The 20,647-nt window shown below is 68.9% G+C and carries 19 protein-coding genes; 14 read left to right on the forward strand and 5 right to left on the reverse strand.

Annotated elements, in window-relative coordinates; all coding sequences use genetic code 11:
- Positions 1–73: 73 nt before the first annotated feature.
- On the forward strand, positions 74–340 hold the full coding sequence (locus tag ALSL_RS05910) for a DksA/TraR family C4-type zinc finger protein (RefSeq protein ID WP_126537350.1): 267 nt from the start codon (positions 74–76) through the stop codon (positions 338–340).
- A gap of 172 nt (positions 341–512) precedes the next feature.
- Entirely contained in the window at positions 513–2,882 is a 2,370-nt protein-coding gene (gene bglX / locus ALSL_RS05915) for a beta-glucosidase BglX (RefSeq protein WP_126537352.1), read from the forward strand.
- Between the two features lie 16 nt (positions 2,883–2,898).
- Here bglX and ALSL_RS05920 read toward each other — a convergent pair whose 3' ends face one another.
- The gene (locus tag ALSL_RS05920; protein WP_126537354.1) at positions 2,899–3,351 is read right to left on the reverse strand and encodes a SufE family protein; all 453 of its coding nucleotides are present in this window, start codon (positions 3,349–3,351) and stop codon (positions 2,899–2,901) included.
- Positions 3,352–3,457: 106 nt separating this feature from the next.
- Complete coding sequence (gene cysS / locus ALSL_RS05925) at positions 3,458–4,873, reverse strand: cysteine--tRNA ligase (RefSeq protein ID WP_126537355.1); 1,416 nt, start codon at positions 4,871–4,873, stop codon at positions 3,458–3,460.
- Positions 4,874–5,027: 154 nt separating this feature from the next.
- On the opposite strand from cysS, the gene ALSL_RS05930 reads away from it, so the two are divergent.
- Entirely contained in the window at positions 5,028–5,549 is a 522-nt protein-coding gene (locus tag ALSL_RS05930; protein ID WP_126537357.1) for a glycine zipper 2TM domain-containing protein, read from the forward strand.
- A 133-nt stretch (positions 5,550–5,682) separates the two neighbouring features.
- Here ALSL_RS05930 and ALSL_RS05935 read toward each other — a convergent pair whose 3' ends face one another.
- Complete coding sequence (locus tag ALSL_RS05935; RefSeq protein ID WP_126537359.1) at positions 5,683–5,913, reverse strand: hypothetical protein; 231 nt, start codon at positions 5,911–5,913, stop codon at positions 5,683–5,685.
- Between ALSL_RS05935 and ALSL_RS05940 the strand changes: the two genes are divergently transcribed.
- From ALSL_RS05940 to ALSL_RS05990, 11 genes are all read left to right on the forward strand, one after another.
- Positions 5,899–6,906: an N-acetylornithine carbamoyltransferase gene (locus ALSL_RS05940; RefSeq protein ID WP_126537361.1), complete on the forward strand. Its 1,008-nt coding sequence runs from the start codon at positions 5,899–5,901 to the stop codon at positions 6,904–6,906. The two genes, ALSL_RS05935 and ALSL_RS05940, sit on opposite strands and share 15 nt — an antisense overlap.
- 9 nt (positions 6,907–6,915) lie before the next feature.
- Positions 6,916–7,551, forward strand: a complete 636-nt coding sequence (locus tag ALSL_RS05945) for an FMN-binding negative transcriptional regulator (protein WP_126537363.1) — start codon at positions 6,916–6,918, stop codon at positions 7,549–7,551.
- Positions 7,552–7,663: 112 nt separating this feature from the next.
- On the forward strand, positions 7,664–8,857 hold the full coding sequence (locus tag ALSL_RS05950) for an argininosuccinate synthase (RefSeq protein ID WP_126537365.1): 1,194 nt from the start codon (positions 7,664–7,666) through the stop codon (positions 8,855–8,857).
- 40 nt (positions 8,858–8,897) lie between these two features.
- A complete protein-coding gene (locus tag ALSL_RS05955) occupies positions 8,898–10,031 on the forward strand; it encodes an acetylornithine deacetylase (protein ID WP_126537367.1) in 1,134 nt (377 codons plus the stop codon).
- 151 nt (positions 10,032–10,182) lie between these two features.
- Positions 10,183–11,454 (forward strand): acetylglutamate kinase, encoded by a 1,272-nt coding sequence (locus tag ALSL_RS05960; RefSeq protein ID WP_231700321.1) that lies wholly within the window; start codon positions 10,183–10,185, stop codon positions 11,452–11,454.
- A 2-nt stretch (positions 11,455–11,456) separates the two neighbouring features.
- The gene (locus ALSL_RS05965) at positions 11,457–12,083 is read left to right on the forward strand and encodes a GNAT family N-acetyltransferase (protein WP_126537371.1); all 627 of its coding nucleotides are present in this window, start codon (positions 11,457–11,459) and stop codon (positions 12,081–12,083) included.
- Between the two features lie 103 nt (positions 12,084–12,186).
- Positions 12,187–13,161, forward strand: a complete 975-nt coding sequence (gene argC / locus ALSL_RS05970) for an N-acetyl-gamma-glutamyl-phosphate reductase (protein WP_126537373.1) — start codon at positions 12,187–12,189, stop codon at positions 13,159–13,161.
- The gene (gene argH / locus ALSL_RS05975) at positions 13,158–14,453 is read left to right on the forward strand and encodes an argininosuccinate lyase (protein WP_126537375.1); all 1,296 of its coding nucleotides are present in this window, start codon (positions 13,158–13,160) and stop codon (positions 14,451–14,453) included. The genes argC and argH overlap by 4 nt, the downstream gene beginning before the upstream one ends.
- Positions 14,454–14,512: 59 nt before the next feature.
- Positions 14,513–15,679 (forward strand): glutamate 5-kinase, encoded by a 1,167-nt coding sequence (gene proB / locus ALSL_RS05980; RefSeq protein WP_126540061.1) that lies wholly within the window; start codon positions 14,513–14,515, stop codon positions 15,677–15,679.
- On the forward strand, positions 15,676–16,950 hold the full coding sequence (locus ALSL_RS05985) for a glutamate-5-semialdehyde dehydrogenase (protein WP_126537377.1): 1,275 nt from the start codon (positions 15,676–15,678) through the stop codon (positions 16,948–16,950). The genes proB and ALSL_RS05985 overlap by 4 nt, the downstream gene beginning before the upstream one ends.
- A 57-nt stretch (positions 16,951–17,007) precedes the next feature.
- Positions 17,008–18,642, forward strand: coding sequence for an AMP-binding protein (locus ALSL_RS05990; protein WP_126537379.1), 1,635 nt, complete (start codon positions 17,008–17,010; stop codon positions 18,640–18,642).
- A 53-nt stretch (positions 18,643–18,695) separates the two neighbouring features.
- Here the strand turns inward: ALSL_RS05990 and kynU are convergent, their stop codons facing one another.
- Together kynU and ALSL_RS06000 are read right to left on the reverse strand one after the other, a co-directional pair.
- Positions 18,696–19,982 carry a kynureninase gene (gene kynU, locus ALSL_RS05995; RefSeq protein ID WP_126537380.1) on the reverse strand — a complete coding sequence of 429 codons (1,287 nt, stop codon included), beginning with the start codon at positions 19,980–19,982 and terminating at the stop codon, positions 18,696–18,698.
- Positions 19,979–20,500: a hypothetical protein gene (locus ALSL_RS06000; protein WP_231700306.1), complete on the reverse strand. Its 522-nt coding sequence runs from the start codon at positions 20,498–20,500 to the stop codon at positions 19,979–19,981. The genes kynU and ALSL_RS06000 overlap by 4 nt, the downstream gene beginning before the upstream one ends.
- Positions 20,501–20,647: the final 147 nt, after the last annotated feature.

Consider the following 20,647-nt stretch of genomic DNA (forward strand, 5'->3'; position numbering starts at 1 on the left):
GAACGACCGCGGTTGGAATGGGCCCTGCGGTGCACCATCTTTTTCGTATGGCAATGGCGGAGGCTCGAAAAGCATGGCTACCGGTTGGGCTGGCGACGGGGCGGTTCAGGACCAGATCGATGCGACGATCCAGGATGCGGTCGAGCAGGCGAGGCAACGGCTGCCGCGCGGCGAAAGCTTGAGTCACTGCGAGGCATGCGGTGCGCAGATCCCGCCGGCGCGGCGCAAGGCGGTGCCCGGGGTGCGCCTGTGCGTGGCTTGCCAGAGCGCACGGGATGACGCGGAGCGTACGGCCGCGCTATTCAACCGGCGCGGCAGCAAGGACAGTCAGTTGCGCTGATGGCCGGGCGGGTGGCTTCCCGCCGCGGGCATGCCAAAGCGGGCTTGGGCGAAGGATGACGGCTCCGCTGTCGCCGGGATGACTGGCTTTTTTCGAGCCGGCATGTAAACGTTTACGCCCACCTTTTCCAATGCCGGCCGTTGCGGCGACGCAGCACCATACGAGGGGAACCATGAGCCATCCACGCCAGCTCTTTTCACGTGCCCTGATGGGCGTTTCGCTCGGTCTGCCGTTGGCGGCAGCCGCCGCGGCGATGAACGATGCCATACCGGCGCCGACCAACCGCCAGCTCGCCGCGCCGACGGTCGAGCAGCGTGTCGAGGCCCTGCTCAAGCAGATGACGCTGGAAGAAAAGATCGGCCAGCTGGTGCAGTACAACGATGTCGGAGCCAGCGCGCCGACGGCCGCCGGCAGCGACAGTCCGGGACTGGCCGTCAATCCGGAGACCCGCACCCGTGTCGACGCCATGGCGTTGGCGCGCGAGGGCCGGCTCGGTTCCATGCTCAACGTGATCGGTGCGGACAAGACGCGCGCCTTCCAGCAGGCCGCGCTGTCCAGCCGCCTGCACATCCCGATCCTGTTCGGCGCCGACGTGATCCACGGCTATCGCACGGTCTATCCGGTGCCGCTCGGTCTGGCCGCGTCGTGGGATCCGGCGCTGATCGAGGCGGTCTCGCACATGGCCGCCACCGAGGCCACCACCGCCGGGGTGAAGTGGTTCTACTCGCCGATGGTGGACATCTCCCGCGACGCGCGCTGGGGCCGTTCGACCGAGGGCGCCGGCGAGGATGCCTATCTCGGCGCGGCGATGGCGCGTGCCTACATCCGCGGCTACCAGGGCGATGACCTCTCCAGGCCCGACGCGGTGGCCGCCTCGGTCAAGCACTTCGCCGCCTACGGCGCGGCCGAGGCAGGGCGCGAATACAACACCACCGACATGTCCGACATCCGCCTGCGCCAGGTCTATCTGCCGCCGTACAAGGCCGCGGTGGAAGCCGGTGCGGCGACGATGATGAGCGCCTTCAACGCGCTGAACGGCGTGCCGGCCACCGCCAACCCTTACCTGATGGACCAGATCCTGCGCAAGGAATGGGGTTTCAACGGTTTCGTGGTCAGCGACTACACCTCGGTGATGGAGCTGCTCAACCACGGCATCGCGCTGGATGCCGCCACTGCCACGAAGAAGTCGCTCGAGGCGGGCGTGGAGGTGGACATGATGTCCCACTTCTACGACACCCAGATCCCCAAGCTGCTCGCCGAGCACCGGCTGTCCATGGATACCGTGGACGAGGCGGTGCGGCGCGTGCTGCGGGTGAAGTTCGCGCTCGGCCTGTTCGAGCATCCCTATGCGCAGGGCACCGAGGTGACGCGCGCGCTGCCCGAGCACCGCCCGCTCGCGCGGCGGGCGGCGGCCGAGTCCTTCGTGCTGCTGCAGAACGCGCCGTTCGGCGGCGCCGCGGTGCTGCCGCTGGCCAAGAGCGTCAAGCGCGTCGCCCTGATCGGCCCGCTGGCGGACAACCCCAACGAGATGCAGGGCGCCTGGGCCGGCGCGCCCCATCCGGAAGACGTGGTCACCCTGCGCGCGGCCCTGGAATCCCGCCTGGCCGCGCGCGGCGGTGCGCTCGTCTATGCGCAGGGCGCGACCATCACCGGCGAGGGCGCGGAGGATTTCTCCGCCGCCACTCGTGCGGCGGCACAGGCCGACGTGGTGGTGATGGCGCTCGGTGAGTCCAGCGCGATGAGCGGCGAGGCCGGCTCGCGGGCGTTCCTCGATTTGCCGGGTCATCAGCAGCAGTTGCTCGAGGCGGTGGCGGCGACCGGCAAGCCGGTGGTGCTGGTGGTGTTCTCCGGGCGGCCGTTGGTGCTCGACTGGGCCGCCGCGCACGTGCCGGCGATCCTGGAAGCCTGGTTCCCGGGCGTGGAGGGTGGCAACGCGCTCGCCGACGTGCTGTTTGGCGACGTCGCGCCTTCCGGCAAGCTGCCGATGAGCTTCCCCCGCGCGGTGGGTCAGGAACCGCTCTATTACGACCAGCTGCCGACCGGGCGTCCGGCCGGCAACGCCGATCTCAGCAAGCCGCCGGTGGGCGACAGCCGCTACCTTTCCCGTTACATCGACGTGCCCAACGACGCGCTGTTTTCGTTCGGGCATGGCTTGAGCTACACCAGCTTCGGCTATGCCGGCGTGCAGGTATCGCGGCCCAGCGTGCCGCTCGCCGAGGCCAACCGGCCGGGCGCCAGACAGCTCGTCACCGTCACCGCCACGGTGACCAACACCGGTCCGCGCGAAGGCACCGAGGTGGTACAGCTTTATCTGCGCAACCTGGGCGCCAGCGTGGAGCAGCCGGTCCGCAGCCTCAAGGGTTTCCGCCGGGTCACCCTGAAACCCGGACAGTCGCAGCAGGTGAGCTTCACGCTCGGTTTCGACGAACTCGCCTTCTACGGCGTGGACAGCCGGCTGGTGGTCGAGCCCACCCACTACACGGTGTGGGTGGGCGGCAGCTCGCGGGCGACCGAGAGCGCGCAGTTCGTGGTGACGCCCTGAAAAACGTGGTGCGCTTTCAGGCCGGCTTCTGCCCGGCCTGGACGCGGGCGGCGATGTCCTTGATCCGCGCCAGCATGGCGGCCAGGCCATTGGCGCGGGTGGGGGACAGATGGCGGCCGAGGCCAATGGCCTCGATGAAAACGGGCTCGGTGGCGAGGATCTCCGCCGCCGGCCGGTCGGCATAGACACGCAGCAGGAGCGCGATCAGCCCGGAGACGATCGCCGAATCGCTGCTTGCAGCCAAATGCAGGCGCGAGGCGTCGCCGCTGGCGACCAGCCAGACCTGCGACTGGCAGCCGTGCACACGGTTGGCCTCGGTCTTCCATGCCTCCGGAAACGGCGGCAGCCGCTTGCCGAGGTCGATCAGATACTGGTAGCGCTCGCTCCAGTCACTGAAGTAGGCAAACTCATCGATGATCTGCTGCTGCGCCTCGGCGGCGCTCGTGGCTGGCGGCTGGGTGTCGTTCATGCGGGCGATGGATGGGCTGTGAGGGCACGGAAGTTCGATGGAAAGGCGCCGCCTCAGCGAGGCAAGTCACGCAGGCCACGCATCAAGGCCTCGGCTTCGTGAGGGTTCAAGCGCGCCGGGACAGGCTCCAGCGCGTGCCCTGGGGGCCGTCTTCGATGGTCACGCCCAGGGTAGCCAGTTCCTGGCGGATCGCGTCGGCGCGGGCGAAGTCGCGCGCGGCGCGTGCCGCCTGGCGCTCGGCGACGAGGGCCTCGATGCGGGCAGTGTCGAGCTCGGACACGGCCGGCCGGAACCAGTCCTGCGGGTCCTGCTGCAACAGGCCCAGGGCGTGGCCGCCGCCGAGGAGGCGCGCCTTGGCCCTGGCCAGCAGCGCCTGTTGCGCCGGTGCGAAACTGCCGTCGGGCTGTCGCGCATGGGTGAGGAGCTGCCGGGCGCGGGCGGCTTCCTCGTTGAGGGCGGCGAGTGCGGCCGGCGTGTTGAGGTCGTCCTCGAGCGCTGCCTCGATGTCCTCTGGCAGTTCCGCCTCCACCGTGCCGGCGCCGAGGTCGCGCAGCGTGCCGTAGAGCCTGTCCAGCGTGCGCCGGCTCTGTTCGACCAGAGCGTCGGACCATTCAAGCGGCTGGCGATAGTGCGCCGAAAGCAGGGCATAGCGCAGCGCTTCGGCCGGGTGCCGCTGCAGGAGATCGTGCACGCGCTCGATGTTGCCGAGCGACTTGCTCATCTTCGCGCCCTCGAAGGTGAGCATGCCGTTGTGCAGCCACCAGCGCGCGAAGGTCTTGCCGCCGTGGGCGCAGGTCGATTGGGCGATCTCGTTCTCATGGTGCGGGAAAAGCAGATCCACGCCGCCGGCGTGGATGTCGATGGTCTCGCCCAGGTGCGCCTCGCTCATCGCCGAGCATTCGATGTGCCAGCCCGGGCGGCCACGTCCCCAGGGGCTGTCCCAGCCCGGCAGTTCGGGCGGGGAGGGCTTCCACAGCACGAAATCGGCGGGGTTGCGCTTGTAGGGGGCCACTTCCACGCGCGCGCCGGCGATCAGTTCCTCGACGTTGCGGCCGGAGAGCCGGCCGTAGTCGGGATAGCTCGCCACGTCGAACAGCACATGGCCCTCGGCGACATAGGCATGGCCGCCGGCGATCAGTTTGTCGATCATCGCGATGATCGGGCCGATGTGTTCGGTGGCGTAGGGCTCGACGTCCGGCGGCGCGACCCCGAGCGCGGCCATGTCCTCGTGATAGATCGCCGCATACCGGCGGGTGATCTCGCCGATCGGCAAGCCGGCGGCCTGGGCGGCGGCGTTGATCTTGTCGTCCACGTCGGTGACGTTGCGTGCATAGACGACGCGCGGGTAGCGCCGGCGCAGCAGCCGTACCAGCACGTCGAACACCACCGGGCCGCGCGCGTTGCCGATGTGCACGTAGTGGTAGACCGTGGGACCGCACAGGTACAGGGTGACCCGCGACGGATCGCCCGGGACGAAGGGCAGGGTCTGGCGGCGCAGGCTGTCGTGGAGGCGAAGCGGCATGGGGGCGGTTATACGGTCGGCAGCCGGTCATCTTAACAAGCGCTAAGCACCCCGGCGCGGAGCGTTTTTTTATAAGCGTCGATTCAGTGTGAACTTGGTGCAATGAGAGGCATAAAAAAAGCGTCTTTCCGATGCTCTTTCCCTGGGAGGTCGTATGACCATGAAACCGATTCTGGCGCTGGTGCTGGCTCTGGCGGCAACTGGCGTGGCTGCGCAGCAACCACCGCGACCGGTCGAAGACAATGCTCACTATGGCTGGGCCGACGTGCTGCGTGTCGATCCGGTCTACGGCATCACCCGCACCGAGGAGCCGCACCGCGAATGCTATGAACAGCCGGTGGTGCGCCAGGACAGCAGCGGCAGTGCCGCCGGCACCATGCTCGGCGCGGTCGTGGGCGGCGTGCTCGGCCATACCATCGGCAAGGGCGACGGCCGGACCGCCGCAACCGTGGCCGGCGCCGTGGCCGGCGGCGCGGTCGGCAACCGGGTCTCACGCGGCGATGCCTACGAGACCACGCAGACCACCTGCCGCGACGTCAGCACGGTGTCCGAGCAACGGCGCATCATCGGCTATGACGTCGAGTACCGCTATCGCGGCGAGGTCTATGTCTCGCGCCTGAGCTACGACCCGGGCGAACGCTTGCGGGTGCGGGTCAGCGTCTCGCCGGCCGATTGATGTCGGGAGACCGCCGCCTGCGGGCAGCGGTCTCCCGTGGGTCCGCGCCGGCAGTCCGGCTCTTGTTGCACGGCAGCGCGAATGCGGTCATCATGCGCGCTCGAAACTGCTGATACCCCATGTCCATAGACGTCTATACCGCCACCGTCCTGACCAGCGCCCGCATGGCCGCCGGCATGACTTCGCGCGCGCGCCGACCGCTCGACCGACATTCGGCCGGGTAGGCTGTCGCCAGCGTTTCATCGATATCGACGACAAAGAACCCGGCCCGCGTGCCGGGTTCTTTCGTTTCGACCAGGCATTTTCCAAACCCTTCCATCCACCACGCATTTCCTGAGGTCAGCGCCGCATGCCACTTCGCCACTTCTTGACCACGCAGGATTACAGCCGCGCCGAGATCGACGCGTTGCTCGACGAAGCGGCCGCTTTCAAGCGCTCGCCCTTGGGGCGCCAGATGGCCGGCAAGTCGATCGCGCTGCTGTTCTTCAATCCGTCGATGCGCACGCGCACCAGCTTCGAGCTCGGCGCGTTCCAGCTCGGCGGGCACGCGGTGGTGCTCTCGCCCGGCAAGGACGCGTGGCCGATCGCCTTCGCGCCCGGCGAGGTGATGGACGGCGAGGCCGAGGAGCACGTCGCCGAGGTCGCGCGGGTGCTCAGCCGCTACGTCGATCTGATCGCCGTGCGCGCGTTCCCGAAGTTCAAGGACTGGGCAGAAGACCGCGAGGACCGCGTGATCAAGGCCTTCGCCCGCTATGCCACCGTGCCGGTGATCAACATGGAGACCATCACCCATCCATGCCAGGAACTGGCCCACGCGCTGGCCCTGCGCGAGCGGCTGGGCAATCTGCAGAACCGCAAATACGTGCTGACCTGGACCTACCATCCCAGGCCGCTCAACACCGCCGTGGCCAACTCGGCGCTGTTGATCGCCACCAAGCTCGGCATGGACGTGACCCTGCTGTGCCCGACGCCCGATTACGTGCTGGACGAGCGCTACATGCAGGCCGGCTACGAGAACGCCAAGGCCAGCGGCGGCTCGCTCAAGGTCAGCCACGACATCGAGGAGGCCTATCGCGGCGCCCACGTGGTCTACGCCAAGAGCTGGGGCGCGCTGCCGTATTTCGGCCGCTGGGATGAGGAAAAGCCGATCCGCGAAGCCTACCGGCACTTCATCGTCGACGAGGCCAAGATGGCGCTCACCGACCACGGCCTGTTCAGCCACTGCCTGCCACTGCGGCGCAACGTCAAGGCCACCGATGCGGTGATGGACGCGCCGTACTGCTTCGCCATCGACGAGGCCGAGAACCGCCTGCACGTGCAGAAGGCGGTGATGACGTCGCTGCTCGGCCAGCCTTGAAGACGGCCCATGTATCTGCCCAAGGCCTTCGAGGAAACCCGCGCCGAGGTGCTGGATGCGCTGATGCGTGCGCATCCTTTCGCCACGCTGGTCGCCGTGCGCGACGGCCTGCCGCTCGCCCATCATCTGCCGCTCGCATGGGACGCGGAGAACCGGCGCTTGCAGGGACACGTGGCGCGCGGCAACGAGCTGGCGACACTCGATGGCGCGCCGGTGCTGGCGATCTTCCAGGGGCCGCAAGGTTACGTGAGCCCCAACTGGTATCCGGGCAAGCACGAGACCGGTCGCGAGGTGCCGACCTGGAACTACGTCGTGGTGCATGCGCGCGGCCGCCTGCGCGTGATCGAGGATGCGCAGTGGCTGCGCGGTCTGCTGGGGCGGCTCACCGATCACCATGAGGCGGACGAGGCGATGCCCTGGCGCCTGAGCGATGCACCCGAGGACTACGTCGAGACGTTGTTGCGCGGCGTGGTCGGCATCGAGATCGCCGTCGACGGCTTGCAGGGCAAGTTCAAGCTCAGCCAGAACCATCCCGCGCGCAATCGCGCCGGCGTCGTCGCCGGCCTGCGTCGGCGTGCGCAGGGCGATGACGAGGCGCTGGCCGCCTTGATGCTGGCCGCCGGGGAATTGCGCGATGACGTCTGAACGCCTCGCCCATCCAGTGAACTTCCCGGTGCGCTGTGAACCGCGCATCACGCCCGCGCCGCTTTAGCGACATTTAGCCATCCATCCTTCCATCGCACGGACACCCAAAACCATGAGCCAAGACATCGTCCTCGCCTTCTCCGGCGGCCTCGACACCAGTTTCTGCGTGCCCTACCTGCGCGAGCGCGGCTGGAAAGTGCACACCGTGTTCGTCGATACCGGCGGCGTGGACGCGCAGGAGCGCGCCTACATCGAGCAGCGCGCAGCCGAACTCGGCGCCGCCACCCACGTCACCGTGGACGGCGGTCCGGCGCTGTGGGCGGGTTTCGTCAAGCCGTTCGTCTGGGCTGGCGAGGCTTATCAGGGCCAGTATCCGCTGCTGGTGTCGGATCGCTACCTGATCGTCGACGCCGCCATCGCCCGGGCCAAGGCGCTCGGTACCCGGGCGATCGCGCACGGCTGTACGGGCATGGGCAACGACCAGGTGCGTTTCGACCTGGCGGTGAAGGCGCAGGGCGACTACGAGATCGTGGCGCCGATCCGCGAGATCCAGAAGGAGCACACCCACACCCGCGCCTACGAGCAGGCGTATCTGGAGCAGCGCGGCTTTCCCGTGCGCGCCAAGCAGAAGAGCTACACCATCAACGAGAATCTGCTCGGGGTGACGCTCTCGGGCGGCGAGATCGACGCATGGAAGACGCCGGGCGAGGGCGCGCGTGCCTGGTGCAGGCCACGGGCCGAGTGGCCATCGCGAAAACTCGCCGTCAACCTCGCGTTCGAGCGCGGCGAGGCGGTGGCGCTCGATGGCGAGAAACTGCCCGGCGCCAAGCTGCTCGCCAGGCTCAACGCGCTGTTTGCGCCCTACGGCGTCGGCCGCGGCATGTATACCGGCGACACCACCATCGGCCTCAAGGGCCGCATCGTGTTCGAGGCACCGGGACTGATCGCGCTGCTCATCGCGCATCGGGCGCTGGAGGAAGCCGTGTTGACCAAGCCGCAGAACCGCTTCAAGCCGGAGGTCGCGCGCAAGTGGGTGGAGCTGGTCTACGAGGGTTTCTACCACGATCCGCTCAAGACCGACCTCGAGGCTTTTCTCGCCTCCAGCCAGCGCTGCGTCAACGGCGAGGTGGTGCTGGAGACCGAGGGCGGCACGGTGACCGCCAGCGAAATCCGCTCGCCGCACATCCTGGCGAGCGGCAGCGCCACCTACGCGCAATCGGCCGACTGGGGCGTGGCCGAGGCCGAGGGGTTCATCAAGCTCTACGGCATGAGTTCGACGCTGTGGGCAAAGGTCAATCAGCAGTGATCGCGTGCCTCGTCCACGGCCTGGCCGCGGAGGGCAGGGCATGAACGCGCTGCTCGACGCCACCTTGCGCCATCTCGCCGCGCTGGTCACCTTCGATACGCGCAATCCGCCACGGGCGATCGATACCGGCGGCATCTTCGATTACCTGCGCGCGCACTTGCCGGGCTTTCGCTTCACCCTGACCGACCATGGCGCCGGCGCGGTGAGCCTGCATGCGGTACGCGGGCGGCCGCGGCTGCTCTTCAACGTGCATCTGGACACGGTGCCGGCTTCGCCGCAGTGGAGCGCCGATCCGTTCGTGCTGCGCGTGCAGGCCGATCGCGCGATCGGGCTCGGCGCCTGTGACATCAAGGGCGCGGCGGCGGCAATGCTGGCGGCGGCCCATGCCGGCGACGGCGACATGGCGATCCTGTTCACCACCGACGAGGAAGCCAACGACGCGCGCTGCATCGCCGGGTTTCTCGCGGCGCATCCGGCGTACGAGGCGGTGATCGTCGCCGAGCCGACCCGCGGCGAGGCGGTGCTGGCGCATCGCGGCATCCATTCGGTGCAGGTGCGCTTCGCCGGCCACGCCGGTCACGCTTCCGGCGTGCAGCGTCCCGGCGACAGCGCCGTGCATCAGCTGGTGCGCTGGGGCGCGGCCGCGCTCGATCACGTGCAGTCGCTGGCGCATGCGCGCTTTGGCGGACTCACCGGTCTGCGCTTCAACATCGGCCGCGTCGAGGGCGGCATCAAGGCCAACGTGATCGCGCCGGAAGCGGAGGCACGCTTCGGGTTCCGGCCCTTGCCGAGCATGGATCCGGATGCGCTGCTGGAAACCTTCCGCACGCTGGTCGAGCCGCAGCCGGTCGGCTTTGCCGAGCTGTTCCGCGGTCCCGCGCTGCCGGCCGGCGACATCGCCCATGCGGAGGCGCGCAGGCTCGCCGCGCGCGATCTCGCCGAAGCGCTGGGCCTTTCGATCGGCCACGCGGTGGATTTCTGGACCGAGGCCTCGCTGTTCTCCGCCGCCGGCTACACGGCCTTCGTCTGTGGTCCGGGCGACATCGCCCAGGCGCATACGGCAGACGAATGGGTGGCGCTCGATCAGCTCGAGCACTATGCCCAGGCCATCCACCGCATCATCGGCAAGCGCGGCCCCGCAAGGCCGCTTTCCGGTTCTTGCGTTCGAGGGTGAGTGCAAACTTGAAAAGTGCGGCCATGGATGGTCGCTTTTTGATTCTCGCGTTCTAAAAAAAGGCGAACGCAAAAGACAAGCCGCACAGGAACATGTGACCGTGGAAAAACACACCAGTACGCGCCAGACCATCGTGCGGCTGCTCTCGGCGATGGGCAGTGCCAAGGAAATCCAGCAATACCTCAAGCGTTTCTCGCAGCTCGACGCCAAGCGCTTCGCCGTGGTCAAGGTCGGCGGCGCGGTGCTGCGCGACGATCTCAACGACCTCACCTCGTCGCTCACTTTCCTGCAGCAGGTGGGGCTGACGCCGATCGTGCTGCATGGCGCCGGCCCGCAGCTCGACGAGGAACTCGCCGCCGCCGGCATCGAGAAGCGGACCGTCGACGGCCTGCGGGTGACCTCGCCGAAAGCGCTCGGCATCGTGCGGCGCGTGTTCCAGCAGCAGAACCTGAAGCTGGTCGAGGCGCTGCAGTCGATGGACACCCGCGCCACCGCGGTGCCGATCGGCGTGTTCATGGCCAGCTACATCGACCGCGAGCGGCTGGGTATGGTCGGCAAGGTGACGCGCATCAACTTAGAACCGATCGAAGTCAGCCTGCGCGCCGGCTCCATCCCCGTCATCGCCAGCCTGGGCGAGACCGACGACGGCCAGATCCTCAACATCAATGCCGATTTCGCCGCCAACGAACTGGTCTGCGTACTCAAGCCCTACAAGATCATCTTCCTGACCGGCACCGGCGGCTTGCTCGACGGCGAAGGCCGGCTGATCGATTCGATCAACCTGTCCACCGAATACGAACATCTGATGGCGCAGCCTTGGCTCACCGGCGGCATGCGCCTGAAGATCGAGCAGATCGCCGATCTTCTCGAGAAATTGCCGCTCACCTCTTCGGTGTCGATCACCCGGCCGGCTGAGCTGGCCAAGGAACTGTTCACCCACAAGGGCTCGGGCACGCTGGTGCGCCGCGGTGAGAAGGTGCTGCGCTTCACCGCCTGGGAGGGCGTCGACCGCGACCGCCTGCGTGTGCTGATCGAATCGAGTTTCGGCCGCGCGCTGGTGCCGGACTACTTCGAACGCACCGTGCCGTGGCGCGTCTACGTCAGCGAAAACTACCGCGCGGCGATGATCCTCACCATGGAAGAGGGTGGGCTGCCTTATCTCGACAAGTTCGCCGTGCTCGACGAGGCGCAGGGCGAGGGTCTGGGCCGCGCGGTATGGCAGGTGATGCGTGAGGAAACCCCGCGACTGTTCTGGCGTTCGCGCCACAACAACCAGGTCAATATCTTCTACTACGCCGAGTCCGACGGCTGCTTCAAGCAGGAGAAGTGGAAGGTGTTCTGGTACGGCCTCGATGGCGACTTCGCCACCATCGCCCGCTGCGTGGCGCATTGCGCGCAGCGGCCCGCGACGCTGGTCGGCTGATCATGTCGCCTGGCCCGCTCGCCACCTGGCGCCAGGTGCCGACCTTGGTCGGTCGTCACGTCGCGCTCGTGCCATTGCACATGGCGCACGTGGAGGCCCTGCGCGCCGCGCGCAACCACGCGGGCCTCGACGGCCTGTGGTACACCAACACGCCAGGCGTTGCGGAGATGGCGGACTACGTCGCCGCCGCGCTCGCGGCGCAGGCCGAAGGCCGTGCCTTGCCCTTCGCCGTGCTCGATGCGCGTGGCGATGTCGTCGGCAGCACGCGTTTCTATGCGCTGGAGCCGGAAGTGCCGCGCGCCTGCATCGGCTACACCTGGTATGCGCCCCGCGTGCAGCGCAGCGGGCTCAATACCGAGGCCAAGGCGCTGCTGCTGACGCACGCCTTCGAGATACTTGGGTGCATCGCGGTGGCCTTCGAGACCAGCACGCACAACCTGCGCTCGCGCGCGGCCATCGCGCGGCTCGGTGCGCACCAGGACGGCATCCTGCGTCACCACAAGCGGCACGCCGACGGCAGTCCGCGCGACACCGTGGTGTTCTCTATCCTCGATCGCGAATGGCCGCAAGTGCGCGCGGCCTTGCAGGACAAACTGGATGCCCGTTCCCGGCAGGAGACGCCTCCGTGAGTCGCATCGTCCATCCGACACGGCGTAAGGGCGGGGCGACTTGGCGAGGCCTTCGATGGCCGAGCGTAGTCGCCACTGTGGCCTGCAAAGAGAGTCAGAACGCATGAGTGAGCGTGACCTTAAAACCATCGGCATCGTCGGCGCACGCGGCCACACCGGCGCGGAGCTGATCCGGCTGATCGCCGGCCATCCGCATCTGGCGCTGGCCTTCGTGTCCTCGCGCGAGCTCGCCGGTCAGCGCGTGCGCGAGCACAATGGCGCGTATGCGGGCGAGCTGCGCTTCGAGTCGCTCGACCCGGCCGCAGTCGCGGCCCGGCACGTCGATGCGGTGATTCTGGCCTTGCCCAACGGCAAGTCGGAGCCTTATGTCGAGGCGATCGACGCCGCCTCGCCCGACACGCTGGTGATCGACCTTTCCGCCGATCATCGCTTCGATCCGCGCTGGTATTACGGCCTGCCCGAACTCACCCGCGAGCGCTGGCGCGGCGAGAAGCGCATCAGCAATCCCGGCTGCTACGCCACCGCGATCCAGCTTTCCATCGCGCCGCTCAAGGACGTGCTCGCCGCGCCGCCGGTGTGCTTCGGCGTGTCCGGTTATTCCGGCGCCGGCACCACGCCTTCGGACCGCAATGATCCAGAAAAACTGCGCGACAACCTGATGCCGTACTCGCTCACCGGTCACGTGCATGAAAAAGAAGCGAGTCGGCATCTGGGCGTGCCGGTGGAGTTCATGCCGCACGTCGCGCCGCATTTTCGCGGCCTCACCGTCACCACCAATCTGTATCTCGCCCGCGCGCTGAAGCGCGAGGACGTGCTCGCGCGCTATCACCAGGCTTACGACGCCGAACCATTGGTGAAAGTGCTCGACGAGGCGCCGTGGGTGAGCCGCATCGCGCACCGTCATCATGCCGAGATCGGCGGCTTCGCCCTGTCGGCGGACGGCAAGCGCGTGGTGGTGGTGGCCACGCTCGACAACCTGCTGAAGGGCGCTGCCACGCAGGCCCTGCAGAATTTGAACCGCGCGTTCGGCTGGCCTGAGGTCACCGCGATACCGCTCGACGAGGAGACCGCGCCATGAGCCAACCGCTGTGGCAGAAGGATGGCGTGCGCATCGACGAAGGGATCATGCGCTTTCTCGCCGGCGACGACGTGCTGCTCGACCGCGAGTTCTTCCTGCACGACATCGCCGCCAGCAAGGCGCATGTGGAAGGGCTCGCCCGCATTGGCGTGGTGAGCGCGGACGAGGCGGCGGCGCTGGCGCGCGAGCTCGACGCATTGGCGGAGGATTTCCGTGCCGGCCGTTTCGTGCTCGATGAGCACTACGAGGACGGCCACTCGGCGATCGAGGCGCGCCTCACCGAGCGCCTGGGCGACACCGGCCGTCGCGTGCATACCGGCCGCAGCCGCAACGATCAGATCCTGGTCGCCACGCGACTGTGGCTGAAAGAGCGGCTCGAAGCGCTGGAGACGCATTGCCGCGCCATCGCGCAAGTCTGCCTCGACCGCGCCGCGCAGCCGGCGTTGCCGTTGCCCGGCTACACGCACCTGCAGCGCGCGGTGGTGTCTTCCACCGCGATGTGGTTCGCCGGCTTCGCCGAGGGTTTCATCGACGACGCGCTGCGCGCACGCCAGACCCGCGCGTGGATCGACGCCAACCCGCTGGGTACCGCAGCCGGCTACGGCGTCAACCTGCCGCTGGACCGCGAGCACGTCACGGCGGCGCTCGGTTTCGCGCGCATGCAGGTCTCGCCGGTCTGCGCGCAGCTGTCGCGTGGCAAGTTCGAGCTGGCGGCGCTGGAGGCGCTCTCCAGCGCCATGCTCGACCTGCGTCGGCTGGCCTGGGATCTCTCGCTGTTCACCACCGCCGAGTTCGGTTTCGTGGCGCTGCCGGCCGAATACACCACCGGCAGCTCGATCATGCCGAACAAGCGCAACCCGGACGTGGTGGAACTGCTGCGTGCGAGCTACGCGCCGGTGGCCGGCGCGCGTACCGCGATCGAGCAGCTGCTGTCCTTGCCCTCCGGCTACCAGCGCGATCTGCAGTTTTCCAAGGGGGCCCTGGTGGCCGGCATGCGGCACGGCCTGATGGCGCTGGCGCTGGTGCCGGACCTCCTTGCACGGATGAGCTGGAACGAGGCCGCCATGCGTGCGGCGATCGAGCCCTCGATGTACGCCACCGACGTGGCGATCGAGCAGGCCGCCGCCGGCGTGCCGTTCCGCGATGCCTATCGCGCCGCGGCGCAGGCGGCAGCGAGCGCGGGCGCCGGGCGTACGCCGGAAGCCAGCCTCGCCGCGCGCGTCTCCCCCGGCGCCGCCGCGGATTTGCGCCTGGACGAGCTGCGTGCGAGGCTTGGACGTCTGGACGGCTGAACCCCTATGTCGATCATCGTCGATCCACCCGCTCACCAGCGCGCCGCAACCCCATGAGCATGCAGGCGACCCCGGTCTTGCCGGCGCAGGCGTTGCCGGCCTGGCGGCGCGCGGTGCTCAAGGTCGGCAGCAGCCTGCTCGCTGCCGATGGCGGCGGCCTCACGCCGCGCCATGCCGGGGCGCTGGCGGCTTTCATCGCCGCCAGCCACGCCACCGGACGCGAGGTCGTGCTGGTCTCTTCCGGCGCGGTGGCGGCGGGGCGTGCGTTGCTTGCCGAACTCAAGCCGGCGGCCGGTGACCTCGCCGCGCGGCAGGCGTTGGCCGCGCTCGGCCAAGCGCCGATGATCGCGCTGTGGCAATCGCTTTCCGCGCGGCCGGTGGCGCAGGTGCTGCTGACCCACGACGACCTGCGCAATCGCCGGCGTTATCTCAACGCGCGCCATACGCTGCGCGGCCTACTGGCGCTCGACGTGCTGCCGGTGGTCAACGAGAACGACACCGTGGCGGTGGACGAGCTTAGGCTCGGCGACAACGACAACCTCGCCGCGATCGTCGCCGCGCTGGTCGATGCCGACCTGCTGCTGATCGCCTCCGACGTGGACGCGCTGTACAGCGCCGACCCGCGTCGCGATCCGGCCGCACGGGCGATCCTGCAGGTCGATGCGCTGACGCCGGAAGTCCTCGCCATGGCCGGCGGCAGCGGCAGCAGCGCCGGTACCGGCGGCATGCGCACCAAGCTCGAGGCCGCCGCGAAGGCGCACGCCGCCGGCATTCCCACTGCGCTGTTCGACGGCCGCAACGCCGCCACGATCGGCGCGTTGGCGCAGGGCGTGCTGCACGGCACGCTGGTGCGCGCCGCCGGCAGCCGCATGCAGGCGCGCAAGTACTGGCTGCGGCACGCACCCGCGGCCGGGCGCATCGAGGTCGACGCCGGGGCCGCGCGCGCGCTGGCCGATGGCCGCGCCTCGCTGCTGCCCGGGGGTATCGTCGCCGTGCACGGCGATTTCCATCGCGGCGATCTCGTCGACATCGTCGCTGCCGATTCGCGAGTGATCGCCCGTGGCCTGGCGCAATATGGTGCCGCGGAAGTGCGCCGGCTCGCCGGCCGGCACAGCCGCGAGATCGAGGCGACGCTGGGTTACAGCCACGGCGCCGAGATCGTGCATCGCGACGATCTGGCCAGCCTGGTCGCCGCTGACGTGCGGAGCGAGGAAACGCCCGCATGAGCGCGATCCGCGATCAGGCACTGGCCTGTCGCGATGCCGTGCCGGTGCTGGCCGCGCTCGATGCCGCCGCCCGCACGGCGCTGCTCGGCGACATGGCCGATGCGATCGGGCGTCATGCCGACGCCATCCTGGCGGCGAATGCGCAGGACGTGCAGGCCGCCGCGGCCAAAGGCATCACCGGCGCCTTGCTCGACCGGCTGCGACTCGACCCGAACCGCGTCGCCGCCATCGCCGCCGGGGTGCGCGAAGTGGCGGCGTTGCCCGATCCGGTCGGCCAGGTGACCCGCCGCGAGACGCGTCCGAACGGCCTCGTGGTCGAGCGCGTGCGCATTCCGCTCGGCGTGGTGGCGATGATCTACGAGGCGCGGCCCAACGTCACCGCCGACGCCGCCGCGTTGTGCCTCAAGGCCGGCAACGCGGTGATCCTGCGCGGCGGTTCGGAGGCGTTGCATTCCAACACCGCGATCGCCGCGGCGCTGCACGAGGCGCTGGCCGCGCACGGCCTGCCGACCGCGGCGGTGACGCTGCTGCGCGATCTTTCCCGCGAGGCGATGGTGGAGCTGCTGCAGCTCACCGACATCGTCGATCTGGCCATTCCGCGCGGCGGCGAGGGCTTGATCCGCTTCGTCGCCGAACATGCGCGGGTGCCGGTGATCAAGCACTACAAGGGCGTGTGCCATCTATACGTGGACCGCGACGCGGACCTCGATCTCGCGCTCGGTCTGCTGATCGACGGCAAGACCACGCGCCCGGGTGTGTGCAACGCGCTGGAGACGCTGCTGGTGCATCGCGATGTCGCCGCCGCCTTCCTGCCGCGAGCCGCCGCGGCGCTGCAGGCGCGCGGCGTCGAGCTGCGCGGCGACGAACGCACGCGGGCGCTGGTGCCGCAGGCCAGGGCGGCCACCGAGGACGACTACGCGGCCGAGTTCCTCGACCTGATCCTCGCCGTGCGCGTGGTGGACGATCTCGACGAGGCCATCGCGCACATCCGCCGCTACGGCTCGGACCACACCGAGGTGATCGCCACCCGCGACGCGGCGGCAGCCGAGCGCTTCGTCCGCGCGCTGCGTTCGGCGGTGGTGATGGTCAACGCCTCCTCGCGCTTTTCCGACGGTGGTGAACTGGGCCTGGGCGCGGAGATCGGCATCTCCACCACGCGTCTGCACGCCTATGGCCCGATGGGTGCCGAGGCGTTGACCATCGAACGCTTCGTCGTCCGCGGCGCGGGCCAGGTGCGGCATCCGGGCGCAGGCGCCGATGCCGGCGCATGACAGCGCTGAACCCCGCGCGCTAGATTGCTTTCCTCGAAAGCCGTTGCGTGGTGTCCCATGTCGCAGCCTGCCATCCCCGCCTACGCGGATTATCTGCGCGACACGCCGTTCGTCTCCCCGACCGGGCCGCTCAACGCCTGGGAGCTGTGTTGCGGACGCTACGTCGGCCAGGGACGCGAGGCGCTCACCTGGATCGACACCGACGAGCGCATCCATCACGTGGGTTTCGACGAGTTCGACCGGCGTTCGGCGCGGTTTGCCAACCTGCTCGCCGAACGCGGCATCGGCGCCGGTGACGTGGTCGCCGGCCTGTTGCCGCGGCGTCCCGAATTGCTGGAAGTGATCCTCGGCACCTGGCGGGTCGGCGCTGCCTACCAGCCCTTGTTCACCGCCTTCGGGCCGAAGGCGATCGCGCATCGCCTCACGTCCAGCGGCGCCCGGCTGGTGGTCACCGTGGCCGAGCAGCGCGCCAAGCTGGACGAGGTGAACGGCGCTCCGCCGACACTGACGGTGGGTAGTGGCGACATGGAGGATTACGCGGCCGCGATGGCGCGCCAAGGCGAGTGGTTCGCGCCGGTGCCGCGGCAGCCGGAAGATCCTTTCCTGGTGATGTTCACCTCCGGCACCACCGGCCTTCCCAAGCAATTGCGCGTGCCCTTGCGGGCGGTGGCGGCGATCGAGGGCTACATGCGCCACGCGGTCGACCTGCGCGAGGACGACGTGCTGTGGAACATCGCCGATCCGGGCTGGGCCTACGGTCTCTACTACGGCGTGGTCGGCCCGCTGCTGCTGGGCCATGCGACGACCTTCCACGAGGGCGGCTTCACCGTCGAGTCGTGCTACGCCACCATTCGCCGGCTGGGCGTGACCAACCTGCTCGGCGCGCCGACCGCCTACCGCATGCTGATGGCCGCGGGCGATGCTCCGACCGCCGCCCTGCGCGGCCAGCTGCGCGTGGCCAGCAGTGCCGGCGAGCCGCTCAATCCGGAAGTCATCCGCTGGTTCGAGCGCGTGCTCGGCACGCGTCTGCACGATCATTACGGCCAGACCGAGACCGGCATGACCGTGTGCAACCACCACGCGCTCGCGCATCCGGTGCGCGTCGGCAGCGCCGGTTTCGCTTCGCCTGGCTTCACCGTCGCCGTGCTCGACGAGTCGCTGCGGCCGCTGCCGCCCGGCCAGCCGGGCATGCTGGCGATCGACGTCGCGCGTTCGCCGGCATTGTTCTTCGTCGGCTATCACGGGCAGGAACAGGACGCCTTTCGCGACGGCTGGTACCTGACCGGCGACACCGTGGAACTCAACGACGACGGCTCGATCGCCTTCGTCGGCCGCAACGACGACGTGATCACCTCGTCCGGCTACCGCATCGGCCCGTTCGACGTCGAAAGCTGCCTGGTGGAGCATCCCGCCGTGGCCGAGGCGGCGGTGGTCGGCAAGCCCGATCCGCAGCGCACCGAGATCGTCAAGGCCTACGTGGTGCCGCGCGCGGGCTATGCCGCCGACGAAGCGCTGCGTGCCGCGCTCACCGAGCACGTGCGCACGCGGTTGTCCACCCACGCCTACCCGCGCGAGATCGAGTTCCTCGACGCGCTGCCGAAGACGCCGAGCGGCAAGATCCAGCGGTTCCTGCTGCGTCAGCAGGCCAGGGCCGAGGCCGAGCAGCAGGCCGGAAACACACCCGCCGGCTGAAGGCCCGTCGCCGGAGTCCGGCGATGCGCCCGTCCGGCGATGCGCGCCGAGGATCAGGCCAGTGGGGACCATCCGCGCACGGCCTGCGCGAAGGCCAGGCAGTCGGCGTAGCGGTTGTACAGCGGCGCCGGCGAGATGCGGATGACGTCCGGCTCGCGCCAGTCGCCGATCACGCCGTGGGCCAGCAGGTGCTCGAACAGGGCGCGACCGCGCTCGCGGCCACCGCGCACGCGGATCGAGAGCTGCGCGCCGCGCTGCGCCGGATCGACGGGCGTCACCACTTCCAGCACGTCCGCGAGCGTGTGCTGCACCAGCCACGCCAGATAGCCGGTAAGCGCGAGCGATTTTTCGCGCAATCGCGTCATGCCGGCGCGGCGGAAGATCTCCAGCGACACGCGCAGCGGCGCCAGCGCCAGGATCGGCGGATTGGACAACTGCCAGCCGTCGGCGCCGGGCGTCGGCACGAACTTAGGACCCATCCGAAAGCGCGTGGTCTTGTCGTGACCCCACCAGCCGGCGAAACGCGGCAGTTCGGCCTGCGCGTGGCGCTCGTGCACGAAGGCGCCACCGATCGCGCCGGGCCCGCCGTTCAAGTACTTGTAGCTGCACCACACGGCGAAATCGGCGCCGCTGTCGTGCAGCGCCAGCGGCAGGTTGCCCACGGCATGGGCGAGGTCGAAACCGATCCTGCAGCCGTGCCGGTGCGCGAGCGCGGTGATGGCCGCCAGATCGAAGGCCTGGCCCGTGCGGTACTGCACACCGGGCAGCAGCACCAGCGCGATGCGGTCGCCGTGGCGATCCAGGGCGGCCTCGATCGCCGACTGCGAGAGCGTGCCGTGGGGGCCGTCCCCTTCCAGCTCGATCAGCGCCTCGGCCGGATCGAAGCCGTGAAAGCGGATCTGTGACTCCACCGCGTAGCGGTCGGTGGGAAAGGCCCCGGCCTCGATCAGGATCGCGGGACGTTCGCGGGTCGGGCGATAGAAGCTCACCATCATGAGGTGCAGGTTGACGCCCAGCGTGTTCATCGCCACCACTTCGGTGGGCAGCGCGCCGGTCACCCGGGCGAGGTCGTCGCGCAGATAGGCGTGGTAGTCGAGCCAGGGCAGTCGTCCGCGGAAATGGCCTTCCACGCCGAGTTCGGCCCAGTAGTCGAGTTCCGCGGCGATCGCCTCGCGCGCCGCGCGCGGCTGCAGGCCCAGCGAGTTGCCGCAGAAGTAATGACTGTCGCGCCCTGCGTGCGGCGGTATCAGGAATTCGTCGCGGAAAGCCCGCAGCGGATCGGCGGCATCGCACGCCTGCGCAAAGGCCGCCGACGCTTCGTAGCCGGAGGGCGGATTCATTGCAGGGCGGCCGCGATGTCGTCGCAGCCGCGGTCAAAAGCCGCCGCCCAGGCAGCGCCGGCCTGGCTCTGCTGCGGACGCACGCAGCGCAGCTGGATGGCATGGTTGTCCTTGAGCCAGTAGCGCTCGCGGTACTGGAAGGCGACCCCGTACTCGCGGGCCTCGTAGGCATAGTCGTTGGGTGCCGGGTTCGCGCCGGCACGATAGCCGTCCAGTGACTGCGCCTTGTGCAGCGCGCCGGTGACGAAAGCCTGGAACTCGGCCAGATTGGCCACCTGCTTCACCGTCACCGTGACCCGCGCCAGCGCATTGCCCGCCGTCGGCGAGGGATCCGGCACCTGGAACACGCGCACTTCCGGATCGCCCTGCGTCTCCAGGATCGGCTGCCACGCATCCGGCGTGTGGAATCTCACCGCGCCGCCGGCCATGCTCACCTCGCCGGCGTGGATGGGCGTCGCCAGCGTAAGTCCGAGTAATAGTTGCAGGCCGATGCCGCGGCGGCGACGCATCCGGTCCATGAAATTCCCCTTCGTGTGTGTTGGAAAAGCCCGCGTTCTAAGTGACGACAGGCGGCGGCTCGGTGCAAGCATAGCCTCTGCAGGGCCTTGCGCCAGGCAGCGGCGGTGCGGCGCACTTCATGAGGATGTATGTCGGCGTCTACGGTT

It is taken from the genome of Aerosticca soli, assembly GCF_003967035.1.
Classification (GTDB): domain Bacteria; phylum Pseudomonadota; class Gammaproteobacteria; order Xanthomonadales; family Rhodanobacteraceae; genus Aerosticca; species Aerosticca soli.